This is a genomic window from Stenotrophomonas maltophilia (genome assembly GCF_004920835.1).
GTDB lineage: Bacteria > Pseudomonadota > Gammaproteobacteria > Xanthomonadales > Xanthomonadaceae > Stenotrophomonas > Stenotrophomonas maltophilia_AQ.
This window is the reverse complement of the sequence record NZ_QFHO01000002.1, coordinates 186618-204014: the sequence shown is the minus strand read 5'-3', so window position 1 is coordinate 204014 and position 17397 is coordinate 186618. Positions and strand designations below refer to the sequence as shown.

The 17397-nt window shown below is 66.6% G+C and carries 8 protein-coding genes; 2 read left to right on the top strand and 6 right to left on the bottom strand.

The annotated features are described in order from the left end of the window. Positions 1-43 precede the first annotated feature (43 nt). The 4 genes from DI041_RS02400 to DI041_RS02385 are packed head-to-tail and all read right to left on the bottom strand — an operon-like array spanning position 44 to position 5707. Positions 44-1177: a hybrid sensor histidine kinase/response regulator gene (locus tag DI041_RS02400; protein ID WP_136638735.1), complete on the bottom strand. Its 1134-nt coding sequence runs from the start codon at positions 1175-1177 to the stop codon at positions 44-46. Further along, on the bottom strand, positions 1174-1749 hold the full coding sequence (locus tag DI041_RS02395) for a chemotaxis protein CheB (RefSeq protein WP_046984718.1): 576 nt from the start codon (positions 1747-1749) through the stop codon (positions 1174-1176). The genes DI041_RS02400 and DI041_RS02395 overlap by 4 nt, the downstream gene beginning before the upstream one ends. Then, entirely contained in the window at positions 1749-2573 is an 825-nt protein-coding gene (locus tag DI041_RS02390; protein ID WP_046984717.1) for a CheR family methyltransferase, read from the bottom strand. Before DI041_RS02390 ends, DI041_RS02395 begins: the two co-directional genes overlap by 1 nt. Further along, positions 2570-5707 (bottom strand): response regulator, encoded by a 3138-nt coding sequence (locus DI041_RS02385; protein WP_136638734.1) that lies wholly within the window; start codon positions 5705-5707, stop codon positions 2570-2572. The genes DI041_RS02390 and DI041_RS02385 overlap by 4 nt, the downstream gene beginning before the upstream one ends. Positions 5708-5859: 152 nt before the next feature. Between DI041_RS02385 and DI041_RS02380 the strand changes: the two genes are divergently transcribed. Both DI041_RS02380 and DI041_RS02375 read left to right on the top strand, forming a co-directional pair. Beyond that, positions 5860-7023 (top strand): two-component system sensor histidine kinase NtrB, encoded by a 1164-nt coding sequence (locus DI041_RS02380; protein WP_430543756.1) that lies wholly within the window; start codon positions 5860-5862, stop codon positions 7021-7023. Continuing rightward, on the top strand, positions 7013-7372 hold the full coding sequence (locus DI041_RS02375) for a response regulator (RefSeq protein ID WP_006362973.1): 360 nt from the start codon (positions 7013-7015) through the stop codon (positions 7370-7372). Before DI041_RS02380 ends, DI041_RS02375 begins: the two co-directional genes overlap by 11 nt. A gap of 65 nt (positions 7373-7437) precedes the next feature. On the opposite strand, the gene DI041_RS02370 is transcribed toward DI041_RS02375, so the two are convergent. Beyond that, entirely contained in the window at positions 7438-11127 is a 3690-nt protein-coding gene (locus DI041_RS02370; RefSeq protein WP_136638732.1) for a TonB-dependent receptor, read from the bottom strand. Continuing rightward, on the bottom strand, positions 11124-17297 hold the full coding sequence (locus DI041_RS02365; protein ID WP_248298456.1) for a CshA/CshB family fibrillar adhesin-related protein: 6174 nt from the start codon (positions 17295-17297) through the stop codon (positions 11124-11126). Before DI041_RS02365 ends, DI041_RS02370 begins: the two co-directional genes overlap by 4 nt. Positions 17298-17397 lie beyond the last annotated feature (100 nt).

Genomic DNA, 17397 nt, shown 5'->3' with positions numbered 1-17397 from the left:
CGGACGAGCCCGTCTCAGTATCGGGAAACGTTTGCTGAAGAATTCAGCTTGCGGCCGCCAGCGCTCCGTCACTGCGCCTCGGCAACAACGCCTCGAACACCACCTGCCCTGCTTCGTTGCGGGCACCGATACGACCGCCATGCGCCCGCACGAACTGATCGACGATGTACAGGCCGAGGCCAAGTCCGTTGCTCTGGTGGAAGCTGGCCTTGAACGGTTCGAACAGGCGCGGCAGCAGCGCCGCATCGATCTCCCCGGCATTGCGCACCCGCAACAACACGTTGCGCGGGTCACGGCCATCCACCTCGACCTGTGCCTCGTTGCCATGCGTCAGCGCATTGCCGATCAGGTTTGCTGCAACCTGTCCCAGTCGATCCAGGTCGCCCTGAAGCTGCGTGTCGCCGTGTGTATCCAGTCGGATCCGGCCTGCACCATGCGCACTCCCCACCTCCGCCACCACCGCCCGGGTGACCTCGGCCAGATCGCAGGTACTGGCCTGCAGGCGCAGGCCGCCGCTGCGGATCCGCGAGAAGTCCAGCAGCTGCTCCACCATCCGCGCCATGCGCAGGGTGCTGGCCTCCAGGTACTGCAGCGTCTGCTGCGCACCCGCGTTGCCTTGCGGAATGTCCAGCGCCAGCTTGTCGGCACACAGCAGGATTGCCGACAGCGGCGTACGCAGGTCGTGGGTCAGTACCGCAGCCATCGTCTCGTTGAGCTTGAGCGCACGCTCCAGCGCTTCGTTGCGCGCCTTCAGCAACTGCCGTTGCTGGTACAGCTCGATGAAGACGTTGACCTTGCTCAGGATCACCTGCGGCGCCACCGGCTTGTGCAGGAAATCCACCGCGCCGGTTTCGTAGCCCTTGAACGCGCGCACCGGATCATCCGGCGAGGCGGTCAGGAAAATGATCGGTACCGTGCGGCTGCGATGCGAACCGCGCATCAGCTCAGCCAGGGTGAAGCCATCGATCTCCGGCATGTGCACGTCCAGCAGGGCCAGCGCGACCTCATGCTCCAGCAGCAGCTCCAGCGCCTGCGCACCGGAGCTGGCCAGCAACAGATTGACGCCCTCGCGCTGCAGCAGCGCCTGCATGGCCACCAGGTTCTGCGGCACGTCATCGACGATCAGCAGGTTGACCGGGGACTGCGACTGCGCAGGGTCCGGTGGCAGCAGGTTCATGCAAACAACTCCTTCAGGCGACGACACATCAGTTCAAGGGGCAGCACGGCATCGGCGCCGGCATGCTGCAGGGCGGAAGCCGGCATCATCGATGCCTCGGCCTCCTCGGGGCATTGCAGCCAGGCGCGGCCTCCGGCGGCGCGTACAGCGGCTACGCCTTCGCTGCCATCGCTGCTGGCGCCGGTCAGCAGCAGCGCCAGCACCTGCGGACCAAACACCGCAGCGGCCGATTCAAACAGCGGGTCGATGGCCGGGCGCGAGAACAGCACTGGCGCGTCCACCGACAAAGCGACCGCGCCGGCATCCTCCACCAGCAGGTGGTAGTCCGGCGGGGCGAACGTCACCGTTCCGGGCTGCAGCGGCTGCTTGTCCTCCGCCTCGCGCACCTGCAGCGCGCAGTACGGCGCCAGCACTTCGGCAATGCGGCTGGAGCGGTCGCGCGGCAGGTGCAACACGGCCAGCACCGGCGCCGGCAGCCTGGCCGGAAGCGCACCCAGCACAGCCTGCAGCGCCGCGACGCCTCCTGCGGAGGCACCGACCACCAGCACCGCTGGGCGAACCTGCACCGCCATCAGGCCACCTTCCGGTACAGGCGATGCTCGCGCGAACAGACCTCGAAGGCATCGTGGTGGCGCCCGAACTGCAGCGACTCCTTGCTGCCCAGGCCGAGGAATCCCCGGTGCACCAGCGCCTCGCGGAACAGTCCCACGGCCCGGTCCTGGAGATCACGGTTGAAATAGATCAATACGTTGCGGCACGACACCAGATGTACTTCGGAGAACACGGTATCGGTGGCCAGGCTGTGGTCGGCGAACACCACGTTGCGACGCAGCTGGCGGTCGAACACGGCGCCATCGTAGGCCGTGGCGTAATAGTTGGACAGCGACGCGGTGCCACCGGCGGCCAGGTAGTTACGGCTGAACTGGGCCATCCGGTCGATGCCATAGGCGCCCGCCTCGGCCGTGGCCAGCGCGGCCGGATTGATATCGGTGGCATAGACGATGCTGCGCTCGAGCAGCCCTTCTTCATGCAGCAGGATCGCCAGCGACCACACTTCCTCCCCTGTGCTGCAACCGGCCACCCACAGCTTCACCGACGGATAGGTGCGCAGCACCGGCACCACCTGTTCGCGCAGCTCACGGAAATAGGCGGGGTCCCGGAACATCTCCGAGACCTGCACGGTGAAGAACTGCATGGCCTGGGCGAACAGCTCCGGCTCGTGCAGCAGGCGATGCTGCAGGTCCGCCAGGCGCTCGCACTCATAACGCTGCATGGCCTGGCGGATACGCCGGCGCAGCGACGACACCGCATAGCTGCGGAAGTCATAGTGGTAGCGCTGGTACAAAGCCTCCAGCAACACCTTCAGTTCCAGATCGAACAGCGCCTGCTCGTTCATTGCCGCGAGCACCAGACCCGGCACAGCGAGACCAGCTTGTCGACATCGATCGGCTTGGCGATGTAGTCATTGGCACCGGCCTGCAGGCAACGTTCGCGGTCGTCCGGCATGGCCTTGGCGGTCAACGCGATGATCGGCAGGTCCTGCAGGTGGCGCTGCGCGCGGATCTCGCGCATCGCGGCCAGGCCATCCTTCTCCGGCATCATGATGTCCATCAGCACCAGGTCGACCTCACGCTCGGCCAGGCGGTCAACCGCCTCCTGGCCGTTGCGCGCGATCTCCAGGGTCACGCCAAGCGGTTCGAGCACGCTGGACAGCGCGAAGATGTTGCGCACGTCGTCCTCGGCCAGCAATACGGTGCGGCCGTCGAGCACGGTGTCACGGCGGCGCGCCTCCCGCAGCAGACGCTGCTGGTCGCTGGGCAGACTGGCCTCGACGCTGTGCAGGAACAGGGTCACTTCGTCCAGCAGGCGTTCCGGCGAACGCGCGCCCTTGATGATGATGCTCTTCGAGTAACGGCGCAGGCGCTGCTCTTCTTCGCGGCTGAGTGCCCGGCCGGTGTAGACGATCACCGGCGGGAAGCCGACGTCATCGTTGTTGGCCATGTGCTCGAGCAGGTCGTAACCGCTGCCATCCGGCAACGACAGGTCCATCACCATGCAATCGAAGGTAACCGTGCTGAGCTGTTCCAGCGCGCCGGCAAGTGTACCGACGGCGACAATCTGCAGTTGCTCGCGGCCCAGCAGCAGCTCCAGGTTGCGGCGCAGCTCGCTGTCGTCCTCGACGATCAGCAGGCGCCGTACATCGCGCCGGCTGGTCTGTTCCAGCTGCTCGATGGCCGCTGCCAGACGCTCACGTGTGGTCGGTTTGATCGCGAAGCCGATCGCGCCCAGCTCGCGCGCCACCTGGCTGCGGTCCATCGCCGAAACCACATGCACCGGGATGTGGCGCGTATCCGGATTGCGCTTCAGCCGCTCCAGCACGCTCAGACCGGAAACGTCGGGCAGGCCGATATCGAGCAGGATGCCGTTCGGGCGCAACTCGGCAGCCAGCGCCAGCGCTTCTTCGGCCGTGCTGGCTACCACGCAGTCGAAGTCCAGCTCATGGGCCAATGCCACAAGCGCCTCGGCGAAGGTGGTGTCATCCTCCACCGCCAGGATCAGCCGACCGGCGCGCTGGCGCCGGCCCCGGTCATCCGCCACGCTCGCAGTTGCCATCGACACAGCGGCCGGGGGCACAGCCGCAGGCGCAGCCACAACACGAGCGGCTGCCGGTGCCGGTGCCGCCGCTGGCAACAGGACAGTTTCCGTCGCCGTCGCCGTCCCCGTCCCCGTCGCCGGGAGAGCTTCGGACGCCGGCGCACCCTGCAGCGGCAGCTCAAGGATGAAGCAACTGCCGCGTCCCGGCTCGCTGTCGACCTGGATGCTGCCGCCCATGCGCTCGGCCAGGTCGCGCGAGATCGACAGGCCCAGACCGGTGCCGCCGTAGCGGCGACGCGTGCTGCCATCGGCCTGGCGGAACGCCTCGAAGATGACCGGCAGCTGCTCGCGGGCGATGCCGATGCCGGTATCGCAGACATCGAAACGCACGCGTCCACTGCCGCCAGCGCGCACGTGCAGGCTGACCTTGCCGTGCTCGGTGAACTTCAGGGCATTGGCCAACAGGTTCTTCAGGATCTGCTGCAGGCGCTGGTTGTCGGCCATCAGCTGGGTCGGTGCCAGTGCATCGGCCTCGATCTCCAGCGCCAGCCCCTTTTGCCGCGCCATCGGCTCGAAGGTCTCGCGCAGGCGTTGCAGCACACTGTCGACCACCACCACTTCATCGGCCAGCTCAACGTGGCCGGCCTCGATGCGGGACAGATCGAGGATGTCGTTGATCAACGCCAGCAGGTCATTGTTGGACGACAGGATCGCACGGGCATACTTCACCTGCTCCTCGGTCAGCGTGCCGTCCTTGTTGTCGGCCAGCAGCTTGGCCAGGATCAGCGAGCTGTTCAGTGGCGTGCGCAGTTCGTGCGACATGTTGGCGAGGAACTCGGACTTGTAACGCGAGGTGGCAGCCAGCTCATTGCTGTTGCGGACCAACTGCCCCTGCGCAACCAGCAGCGCCTGCTTCTGCGCCTCCAGTTCATGGGTGCGCTCTTCCAGCTGGACATTGCTCTGCTCCAGCTCGGCCTGCTGCTCTTCCAGATGGCTCTGTGACTGCAACAGGCTGCGGCTCTGCTCTTCCAGCTCCTCGTTGGCCACACGCAGCTCTTCCTGCTGGGCCTGCAGTTCTTCGCCCTGACGCTGCGATTCTTCCAGCAGGACCACCAGCTGCGCCCTCAGCAATGACGCACGAAGGGCCATGCCGATGGTCTCGGCGCAGCGCTCCAGCAGTTCGTCGTCCAGGCCCTGCTGGTCACCGAGGCGCGCCCGGCCCAGCTCAATGACACCCACCACGCTGCCATCGCTGTTGATCGGCGCAAGGATGCGTTCGCGCACCGGCAACCGGCCCAGGCTGGTCTGCAGTTCGAGCACGGCTGCCTCGTCGCCGTGCAGGTGACGGATGCGTTCATCACGCGCGACCTGCCCGGCCAGTCCTTCCTGCAACGACAACGAGGCGGGTGTGCCTGAGGGCAGCGCCATGCCACCGGTCAACTGCAGCCGTCCGCCCTCCAGCCGATAGACCGCCCCCACGTCGGCGCGAAGCTGCTCCGCCAGACGGGTCACTGCCGCATCGGCGATCTGCTCCGGCCCCAGGTCGCCGCGCAGGCTCATCGCCACTGCGTTCTCCGCCTCCTGCAGCCACAACGCGCGCATCGCCTGGCGCCGGGCCTGGATCGCACGGGAAACAATCAGCGCGATCATCAGGAATGCGCCGCCGCCGATGCTGCGATTGACGAACGAGAATGCCGAGTTCGAGCTGGCCGGTGCGATGTTGTAGCCGACAATCAGCAGGATGCAGGCAAGCACTGCCACAACGAACGGTGCCCGTGCGCTGCGCTGGAACACCGTCACGCCCACGGCAAGGAAGTAGGCCAGCCATACCGCATAGCCCAGCGGCACCACCAGCTCCAGCGCGATGGTTGCGGCCAGCAGCACAGCGGAGGTCATCCAGATCCAGCGGTCACGCGTGGTCGCACCAGGACGCATGCGGGTCGGCTCCAGTAGACAAAAAGGTGGATGATGGTACTCCGTGTCGCATTCAGCCGCACAGGACCATTGGCACGCGCCCCGCCTGCACGCATCCTTCACACTTCAATGCCTAGCTTTTCGTCCCTCACAGGGGTAATGCTCATTTCAACGTGGACGCAGCAGCTTCTACGGCGTCCGTGCTGACGGACCCTTCCCGACAACTGCGATTGCTGATCGACAGCGTGCGCGACCATGCGCTGTATCTGCTTGATCCCGATGGCAGGGTATGCAGCTGGAACCCGGGTGCCGAGCGCATCAAGGGCTATTCAGCCGACGAGGTCATCGGTACCCATTTCGGTCGTTTCTATCTGCCTGCCGATCGCGAGGCGGGTGAACCGCAGCGCCTGCTTCGCCTTGCAGCGCAGCACGGCCATCATGCAAGCGAGGGCTGGCGGGTCCGCCGTGACGGCTCTTCATTCCGCGCCAGCATCGTGATCGAACCGGTCTCCGAAGCCGGCGAACTGCTCGGCTTCGTCAAGATCACCCGTGATATCACCGAGCAATGGCAGGCACAGCGGCTGCTGCGCGATGCCCAGCGGGCACTGCGCCATACCCAGCAGTTCGAAACCGTCGGCCGACTCAGCCGCGGGCTGTCGCATGAGTTCAACAATCTGCTGACCACCATCGGCAACGCGCTGGACCTGCTGTCCCTGCGCGTCAGCGGTGACGACGTACGCGCCGCCGAACTACTGGATGCTGCGCAGACCGCCACCGACCGCGGCGCCCTGCTGACCCGCCAGCTGCTGGCCTTCAGCACCGGCCAGACGCTGATCCGGGAAGCAGTGGACATCAATGCACTGGTGCAGCAGTGGCTGCCCGACCTGCAGCGTGCCTGCCCTCCTTCGGTCGTGCTCGATGCCCGCTTCACGCCGGATCTGCCACCGGTCAGCACCGATGCGATGCAGCTGCAGACCGCGCTGGCCAACCTGGTGGCCAATGCCGTGGAGGCGACCCTCGACGGTGGTCGCATCCTGGTCGGTACCGCGCTGGAACATCGCCTCGACCCGGATGCGGACACCACGTTGCAACGTGGCTACGTCACCCTCAGTGTCTGCGACGAGGGCCATGGCATGGCCGCTGAAATCGCCGAACGGGCAACCGAACCGTTCTTCACCACCAAGGACATCGGCAAAGGCAGCGGCCTGGGCCTGAGCCAGGTGTTCGGATTCACTACCCAGAGCGGCGGCTTCGTCGACGTGTCCACCACGCCCGGTGTCGGCACCACGGTCAGCCTGCTGCTTCCCGCAATGGAGGAACCTGCCCATGACCGATGACCCGATCCGTGTATTGATGGTGGAGGACCAGACCGATCTTCGCGAGATGATCGGCCTGGCCCTGCGCGATTTCGGCATCGACGTGGCGACGACCGCCGATGCACACGAAGCGGCCGCCCTGTTGAAGGGTGAAGCACGCTTCGACGTGGTGTTCAGCGACATCAGCATGCCCAACGGCATGTCCGGCATCGAACTCAGCGAACATGTGGCGCGCGATCAGCCGCAGGCGCGGATGATCCTGTCATCCGGCTACGCCCGCTCGCAGCTGCCGCCGCTGCCCGAGCAGGTCGAGTTCCTGCCCAAGCCCTATCGCCTGCGCCAGCTGGTGGAGCTGTTGAAGCAGGCGTGAGGCTTGCCCGGGCAATGCCCGGCACGTCCGTGCCGTAGAGCCGAGCCCACCCTCGGCTGCCTTCCTCAATAGCGCCCTACCAGGTTCAGATACCAGCCGCGGTGGGTGTAGTCGAACTTCGTCAGGTCATCGCTGAAGTCGGTGAAGTTGTAGCCGACGCCGACGCGGAAGTTGCGGCCGATATCGCGGTCGACACCGGCCAACCACCCCTGACGGCGGCCGCCGTCACGCACATCCAGCAGGCGGTATTCCAGCAGGCCATGCCATTGGTAGTACAGGTCGTAGCGCAGCTGTCCCGAGGCAAAGCTGGTGGCTGAATCGAACCACGGGCCGGTACCACGCCCGTAGCGCACCTCGCCTTCGCGGCGGGCGGCCTTCGCCGCCACTTCCCAGCGCTGATCGATGCGGTAGACCCCTTCCAGCGACAGCACCTGGGTGCGCTGGTCGTAGTCCACGCCGTTGACCTGGCCCATCGTCGACAGGTCATACAGGTAGCTGTAGCGACCGAACAACGCCCAACGGTCGTTGTCCCACGGACGGTAGGCGAAGCCGAGGTTTCCTTCGATGAAGCGCGCGCCCGCGACCGGATTGATCGCATCATCGGTATCGGCGTAGTTGAAGCGCGCCGCAATGCGCCAGCTGTCGTTGAGGCGATGGCTCAGCCGGTTGGTGCTAACCCACTGCGTGCGCCGCTCCGCGCCGGTATCGCGGCGCCACTCCAGCTTGCTCTGCCACTCGGTGCCCGGCGAGGTACGCCCGCCGGACAGGCTCACCGCCTTGCGGTCGACCTGGCCGGTGCTGGCGTCGAGCTTGCCGTTGCTCAGCGTGAAGCCCGCATTCCAGCCCACCGCTGGATAGAAATCCATGCCGAAGGTGTGCGCCAGCCCGGACTCCTGCCTGGATTTCAAGAACTGGCTTTCGTTGAACACGTTGACCTGGTCGGACAGCCGCCAGCGCTGGCCCAGGGTCCATCCATCCTGCGCATTGGGGCTGAACAGCGGGTCATACTCGCTACGGTCGGTCGACTGGGTAAACGCACCGTAGAAGCTGTGCTGCGGGGTCAGCCGGTACTCGGCGTTGATCTGCGCTGCGGTTCCGCGATCGCCATCGCTGACTTCAGCGCCGACGGTGGACAGGTTGGCAAAGGTCCAGGTGCCGCCAGCCACCACCGCATCGTTGTCGGCATAACGGCCGTGGTCGTCGTCCACGGTCAACTGGCCACCGCCATACACATCCAGCGAGGTGCCGATGCGATGGGTGTAGCGTGCGGCCGCCAGCACGCCGGCCACGTTGCCGCCACTGCCGCGATCCTCCTGCACCCGGCGCAGCTCGGCCGACAGTCGATCGTTGTCGCCGATCCGCCATTCGGCGGTTGCCTGCGCCTGGATCAGCGACTGCGCGCCACGACGTGCCTCGCTGTAGCGCGCGTACAGGCTGAAGTCGTCGGTCACATAGCCGAGCAGCTCAGCGCCCTGCTCGCGCACGCGCTGGCCGGTGTCGAAGCGCCCAACCGAGTAACCTCCGTCCACCTGCCGCCACCAGGCACCGGCGCTCCAGTCGCGCTGGGTCCAACCCAGCTCGCGCAGGTTGATGCGGGCCTCGACCGCCGTCGCCTCACCTTCGCGCGGCCCCTCTGGATTGAGCCGGCTGAAGCTGAGTCCGCCGTTGTCGGAGAAGAACACCGGCGCACTGGTCGCCTCGCTGCGGCTGTGCTCCACCTTCAGGTAGGTACCGCGGCCTGCCTGCAGAGTCAGGTCCGCACCCTTCAGCGAGTAGTCCTGACCGGCGCGCTGTTCGTCCACATAGGTGGCGCCCACCGCCACGTGATCGCCGAACCAGTGCTTGCCACGAACGCCGGCAGTGATGTCATCACTGTCAAAGCCGGTCGGCACCCATTCGTAGTCGACAATCAGGCGCTGTTCGTAGCCGTCCAGCGGTACGTCGCGACTGATCCGGCGCAGGTTCTCGCGGCTGACCTGGGCCAGCGGCCGGGTCAGCAGGATGCGGCCCTGCAGGGCATCGATCTCGTAGTCGGCGCCGCGCACCATCGGCACGCGTTGCTCGACACGGCCGGTGGTACGGTCGCGGATCTCCAGCACCACCTGGTCCGAGCCACTGAGGATGCTGGCATGGCGCAGGTAGTACAGGCTGCCGCCGGTACCGATGAACTCGCTGTGGCCGGGCGCGGTTTCGGCCTGCGACCCGAACAGGCGCAGTTCGCTGCGCGCATCGCCCCAGGCATTGGCACCACGGGATCGCCACGACAACGCCGCACCGTACAGAGAGCGCACATACTGCGCGTACTCGGTGCCGGTCAGCCCGGTGTTGTAGTTGCCCCACAACGCCTGGTTCTTGTCCCAGTCCAGGCGCAGGTAGAAGCGCCCCATGCTGTCCACATCGCGCTGGGTCAGCGAATCATCGCCGTAGGTCGGGTAGTACAGGTCGGGGTCGAGGCTGCGGAACAGGTCGCGCGGATCGGCGGTGGTGAAGCCGGTGAACAGCTCGTCCAGCGGACGGTTCTGGGTGTCGGCCTGCGCAGTCAGAAGGTAGCGGCCACGGGTCTTGGCCTTCAGGTAGAAGGCCAGACGACCATCGCTGAGCACGTCATCGTTACGCTCGCCGCGGGCAAGGTCCTGCCCTGCCCCGCTGGCCTTGTTCTGGTACACGGTGATGTCGGCCAGGCCGACACCGAACAGGTACCGGCCACTGACATCGACCTCCAGCGTGCGTGCGATGGCCGGCCCATCCGGCCGTTCGACGCGCACGTCGAAGGCGTGGTGGCCGATCGGCATCAGGTACTCGGCAGCGAACTTGCGGTCCTGGTGCAGCGGATAGCTGTCGCCGTTGATCTTCAGCGCGGCGCCGAGCGGCAGGTCACGGCCACGCAGGCGGACCCGCGAGCCGTACACCGGGATGTTCTGCTGGCGCAGGCCGTTGCTGTCGAACACCTGCTGCAGCAGCGACAACGACGCTGCCTGGTTGGAATCCACCGCAGTCCCGCGGCGGTCCTCCAGCGCGTCACGCAACTGCTGGTTGCCACGCTCGAACTCCGCCGGGGTCACCAACTGCATGGACTGCGCGGTGGTCTCATCCACATTGCCCTCGGCATCGAAGGCACGCAGCACATAGACCAGGTGGTCGCCACGACGCAGCGGTGTCGAGGCCGGCAGCGTGCCATCCCAGCTGCCCTGTGCGACGGCGGCCACCGGCAGTTCGAACTGCGCCAGCGGTGCAACGCGGTCGGTGTCGCTGCCGCGATAGAGGCTCACTTCCAACCGCTGGATGAAGGCGGTGTAGTTGCCACGCACATAGAACTCGACCGGTCGCACGATGCGACCTTCGTCGAAAGCGACCATGCCCGGTGCCGACACCGACAGTTCTGGCTGGCCCATGGCCGGGTCTTCGGTGGCCCAGATCGCGCCCCCTTCCGGAAGGCGGATCATGAACTCGCCCCGGACCGTCGCTTTGCCTGGTTCATCGATCGCCACGCTGACCCGGCGATCCGGCTGCAGCGCCTGCGAGCTGGAACGCGTCGAGGTGCCTTCGGTCACCGGCTCGTCATAGCTGCGCGAGCGCAGGCTGAACAGCAGTTCACCCTCGGCATTGCACTGGTTGCCGTCGCAACGGATCGGTGTTGGCTCGGCGGCGGGCGGCGCCGCCTGGACGGCACCGGCCAGCCCGAGCAGCATCGCCTGGTACAGAACGGCGCGCTGCAGGTGGGCCGCGCGACGCGCGGTAGAGTGATGCGCGCTCATCGGCGTGCCTCCTGTTGGCGGGCGGCCGCGCGGGTGGCGGCGCTCTCCTCGTTGCGCACGCGCAGGCGCTGCTGCACGGCTGGGCTGAGCTGGCTGCGCAGCGCCTCGAACACGGCATTGGCACGACGCAGGCCCAGCGCCTGGTTATAGGCATGGCTGCCGCGCACATCGGTGTGCCCGACCAGGCTGACCTGACCACCCCCCATCTTCTCCAGGCGCGCGGCGATGGCCGCCAGCAGCGGCTTGAACTCCTCGCGAACGACCGCCTTGTCGGTGTCGAACAATACGTTGCCCAGCAGCGCGCCAGCGGCATCGACACCGGCCAGCAGCGAGTGCGGATCCTGCACGTCGGTACGCAGCTGCACGGTCAGGCCTGCGCGCGCACTCTCTGCCACTTCGGCATGCAGCGCATCGCGCACCACCGCCGCACGGGCGAATGCCAGCGCCTGGCTTTCGCCATTGGCCGCGATCACCACGTCCCCGCCCTGGTAGCGGTCCACCACCTCGGCCATCTTCGCCAGCACGGGGTGATAGCTGGCACGCAGTTCGCTGCTACCCGGAGCGAACAGAACTTCGCCGAGGGCGAGCTCCATGCGTTCGGTCGCAGCCTGCGGCGACGGTGGCAGGCGCACGCCGAAGCTGAAGCGCGTCGGCACGCCTTGGGTGACCCGTCGCAGCAGCGGATTCTCGGTGGTCAGCTCGGCTCCGGCCGGTATCGTGGCCGGGTCCAGCTTGATGATGAAGTTGCGCCCCAGGCGTGCATCACCGCCGTGGACATCGGCCAGGTGGTAGCGCCCGAACGGATCGGTCTCAACCAGCAGGCCTTCCACCGTGGCCAGGCGCACGCCAGGAATGCCCTGCTCCTGGATGCCCTCGTTGCCGATCACATAGGCCACTTCGTAGCCATCGGCCACGCGTGCGATCTCACGGCGGACGCTCGGCGCGGCGGCGGTCAGGCCCTTGCCGGCATCGCCACTGAGCTGCACGCTCGTGCCCCCCTGCGCATCCATCCGCAAGCGATGCCCCTGTTCGCTCTCCAGCACGAAGTCATCGCTGAAGGCCAACTCGTGCAGGCGCTGGCGCAGCACCACCTGATGCACCTCGACGGTATCGGAGGTCGACGCACGTCCATGCACCACGCCGATCTGCACGCCGTGCAGCAGGGGCGCACTGGCATCGGCCAGCGGTTGCGGGCCGTCGCCCCGATCCAGCGTGGTCGAGCCGGCCACATAGGCCGAGGCCGCAAAGCCGCCCTGTACACGCACACCGGTCAGCTCGGCACTGTCCTGCCAACCGTCGCCGTCGCGATCGTCGAACACGGTGCCGAACACCAGGCTGTCTTCCAGCAGCGGGTCCGCATCCATCGCCACTTCAGCAGTGGCCACGTTCGACAACGGACTGCCGTCATCGGCAGTCGCTACCGCCTGATTCACGTGGGTACCGCTGCGCACACCGGCGCCCACCCGCAGCAGATAGGTGATGGTGGCACTGCGACCCACCGCGATGTCCACCGCACCGATGCGCAGCGGCGACTGGCTGCTGGCCAGCGCGAATGCACCGTCATCGTCGGCCACGCGCATCGAGCCATCCACGTAGCTGAAGCCCGGCGGTGGTGTATCGACCACCACGCCATCGCGCCAGTGGCTGCCTCCCACGTTCTCCACCACCAGCTGGTAGCGCACCAGGTCGCCCACTTTCACCCGACGCGGGTTGGCGGTCTTGGTGATGCGCAGCGAGAAATCAGAGATCACCTTGTGATGCGTCTCGCAGGTCGTGCACTCCGGGGGCGGCGAGCCATCCGGGTACTGCCCGCGCAGACGATTCAGCACCTGGGTCCGCGCTTCCTGGTTGACGATCGCCTGGTAGACGTATTCGTGGCGACCAACCGGTGTACCGCTCGGCACCGTGCAGACGATGTCCGCGCCCTGCTGCGCACATCCAGCGGGCAGGCTTTCGATGCTCAACCCTGCATCAGGTGTATCGACCAGCTGCAGCGGCTGGCGCAGGGCAGCGCGCTCAACGGTGGCAACCAGGGTGTAGCTCAGGCGGTCACCTGGGCGAACATCGGTGCCGCTGGCCGGGCCGGACTGCTTCTCCAGTACCACACGCGGGTCGGCCAACGCATGTTCGGTACTGCAGTCGCCGCTGCAGGTGGGCGTATCACCGCCACCGCCGAGCACCGCATTGCGTACACTGCCGGTGGCCTGCGCATTGACCCGCGCGCGATAGCCCAGTGTGTAGGTGCCCGGCGCGGTCCCGGCCGGCAGCGTGCACACCAGTGGGTTGCTGCTGTTGCAGGTGAACGGACCGGGCTGGGTGACCGACTGCAGGTCCAGGCCGCGGCCCAGCGTATCGGTCAGGGTCACCACATCCAGCGTCTGCGAATTGGCGACCGTCACCTCGACGCTGTAGTCCACCGCATCACCGATATCGATCGGCGCCACCGTGCTCGATTGCTTGCGGTAGGTCACCACCGCCGACAGCACCGGCGTGGTGGTGCCGCAGTTGCTGGTACAGGTATTGGTGCCGGTGCCACTGCCCAGCACCGCATTGCTGACGCTGCCCTTGGCCTGCGCGTTCACCTTTGCGGTGTAATCCACCGCATAGGTGCCCGGCGCGGTACCGGCCGGCAGCGTGCACACCAGCGGATTGCTGGCGTTGCAGCTGAAGCCCTGGCTGGCGGTGACCGCGCCGAAATCGAGACCCGGGCCCATGGTGTCGGTCAGGGTGAACAAGGACGTGGTACGCGAACGGCTGACCACGGCGGTGAGCGTGTAGGCGATGCTGTCGCCCACTTTCACCGCACCTGCAGCGGCCGAGGTCTTGCGGTAATCGATCTCGCTGCCTGCCACGGGCGTGGTGGTATCGCAGTTGGCCGTGCACGACGGATTGTCGCCACCACTACCCAGCACCGCGTTGGTGACCTGGCCGCTGGCCTGCGCATTCACTACGGCGGTGTAGGACAGGCTGTAGCTGCCCGGCACGGTACCGGCCGGCAGCGTGCACACCAGCGGATTGGCGGCATTGCAGCCGTAGGCGCCTGTGCTGGTCACGGAACCGAAGTCCAGACCGGTGCCCAGGGTGTCGGTCAGGGTCACCACAGCGGTGGTACGAGAGTTGGTCACCACCGTGGTCAGTGTGTAGGTCAGGCGATCGCCCACCGACACCGGACCGGTGCTGTTCACCGACTTGGCGTAGCTCACGCCCGGCGTTGCCACCGGCGTGGTGGTGTCGCAGTTCACGCTGCACGACGGCGTGTCGGTGCCGCTGCCGAGCACGGCATTGCGCACGCTGCCGCTGGCCTGTGCGTTGACGGTCGCGCCGTACGTAAGGCTGTAGGTGCCAGGCACGATGCCCGCCGGCAGTGTGCAGACCAGCGGATTGGCGGCATTGCAGGTGAAGGCTCCCGCACTGCTCACGCCTGCGAAGTCGAGGCCGTTGCCGAGGGTATCGGTGAGGGTGAGCACACCCGTCGTGCGTGCACGAGTCACGGTCACGCTCAGCGTGTAGTCGATGCGGTCACCGACGCGCACCGGGCCGCCGGTGGATGCCTGCTTGGCGTACACCACCTGCGGACTGGCCATCGGCGTGGTGGTATCGCAGCTGCCCACGCAGGACGGGTTGTCGGTGCCGCTCGGCACCACCGCATTGCGCACCTGGCCGCTGGCCTGCGCGTTGACGATGCCGGTATAGGAGAACGCGTAGCTGCCCGGCACGGTGCCAGCCGGCAGCGTGCACACCAGTGGGTTGCCCGGCACGCAGCTGAAACCGCCGGCATTGGTCAGACTGCCGAAGTCCAGGCCGGTACCCAGCGTATCGGTCAGCGTGGCCACCGCCGTGGTACGCGCATCAGCCACCACCACGGTGACGGTGTAGGCGACGCTGTCGCCCACCGCGACCGGACCGGTCGTACTACTGGCCTTGGAGACCGAGATCTTCGGTGCCGCCACCGGGGTGGTGGTGGTGCAGTTGCTGCTGCAGGTCGGCGTATCTGTGCCGGTGCCGACCACGGTGTTGACCACCTGGCCGCTGGCCTGCGCGTTGACGGTGGCGGTGTAGCTCAGGCTGTAGGTGCCTGGTACCGTGCCGGCCGGCAGCGTGCACACCAACGGATTGGCCGCATTGCAGGTGAACGAGCCGGCATTGCTGACACTGCCGAAATCCAGGCCGGTGCCCAGCGTGTCGGTCAGGGTCAACACATCGCGGGTATTGCCATCGGCCACGGTGACGTCGACGGTGTAGCTCACCGTCGCACCCACCGCGACCGGGCCGGCCGTGTTGGAACGCTTGGCATAGCTGACGCGCGTCACCGGCACGGTCACATCGCTGCGCGTGCAGTGGTCGGCGTCGGTGCAGCTGCTGCCCGGCGTTGGCGGCGTACCGTTGTTGAACGGATCGTGGCCACCGCCCACGCTGGCGTGGTTGGTCAGCACACCAGTCGCTGCGGCGGTGACCGTCACCGGCAGGGTGAACGCTGACGTTGATCCAGCGCTGCCCGCTGCGGAGAGAACCTGGTTGCTGGTGCAGGTGACATCCTGGCCGCTGGCGGTGCAGCTCCAGTTGCCGCTCACATGCACGCCCGCCCAGTTCGCGACGATGCCGGCAGGCAGCTGGTCGCGCACGGTGATCACACCCGCAGGCACGTTCGGCGGGTTGCCGGTCGGCACGTCGCTGGTATTGCTCACCGTCAGCGTGTACTGGGTTCCGGCCTGGCCGTAGTTCCAGATGCCACCGGTAGCGTTGTTGCTCTTCACCACCTTCAGCGATGGCGCGGTGATGGTGATCCGGTGATCTTCCACCTCGCCGTCATCGGCCACGCCGGTCGGGTTCTGGATCTGCGCCGCGTTGGTGGCATAGCGCAGGCGCACATAGCTGGTGCCGGCACTCACTGTGTTCGGGACACTCCAGCTGAGGTTGGCCTGCCCGCCGCTGCACGCCGCGATAGCGCTGCGCTCATTGGCATCGAAGCTGCCATTGCGGTTGAAGTCGATCCAGCCAGCCACACTGCCACTGCCCACGCAAGCCACCGGTTGGTTGATCTGCGTGCCGGCCTGCATCACGGTCAAGCGGTAGCTGCTCGGCCATGCATCTTCTTCGCGGCTGCCAGCAACGGGCGAGTTATCGTCACCCAGCGCATCCAGGCTGTAGCTGCTCTGCTGTTCGGTATCCGGGCCGAGGCTGCCGAGAAAGTCGGTCAACGGCGGCGCCAGGCCGCCCGGTGTGTACGCCGCGGTGTTGATATTGAAGTTGCTGCTGCCCTGCGGAATGCCATCGGAGCGGAACTGCAGGTCATCCACCACGTGCATCGCATCGCCGTAGCTCTGCGGCGCATCGCCGAAGTCGGCGTAGGGCACCAGCAGGCCGATGGCGATGGCGGTGGTCCCGCTGCCACGCATCGAGAAACCCATGTTCACGGCCAGGTTGCCAGGCGCATGCGCAGCGTTGTCGAAGCTGAGGAAGGTGACCGCCGCCGTGTTGTCGTCGTTGCCGGGGCCGAAGCGGATCACCTGGTTGGCGCCGCTGGTCGACTTGTTGACCAGATACGGCGTGCTGTTGGCCAGGTTCTTGCGGACCTCGACCACGTTCCAGGTGCCCTGCGCGCTGGCTTCAACGAACTCGCCACTGTTGTTGATCGACTCGGCGTCGGCCATCACCACGCCACGCAGGCGATAAGGCGCCCCCCCCACGGTCGAGGTGCAGGTGATGCTGAAGCTGGATGTACCACCGGCACGCGCAATGCCGGCAATCAGCTGGTTGCTGCTGCCGGTACCGCCGATGTTGTACAGATCGTCGAGGCTGTCACCGCCAAAGTTGCCGGGACGATAGCTGCGCAGCACGTTGGTCTCGGCCGTGTTCAACCGGCAGTCGACGCGCAGGTTGATGCCCGATGCGATGGGCAGGTCGATCGATGACGTCGCACCATCGTTGAGTACGACGTTGTTCACTCCGTTGGCACCGCCGCCCCAGGTCAACCACAACACCGTGTTGCGATACGGGCTGCTGCCGCCGGTCGCATACGCGGCCGCCCACCCCAACGACGGCACTGCCATCGACAGCAGCAACAGCAGGCCGCGGGTGATCCAGCGCCCGGGTTTTGAGCACTGCTGGGTTTTCTTGGGATGAACGCATCCACCGCCCGCGCGAATGCGCGACGTCGTCGACTGCCACATGGTGATTTCCCCGGTCGGCTCGCGTGGAGCCGCTGTTCAGTGGGTCGCGTGGGACGAGCTCATGGGCCTGGCCACACGCGCGGACGCACGTTCTGCCGGC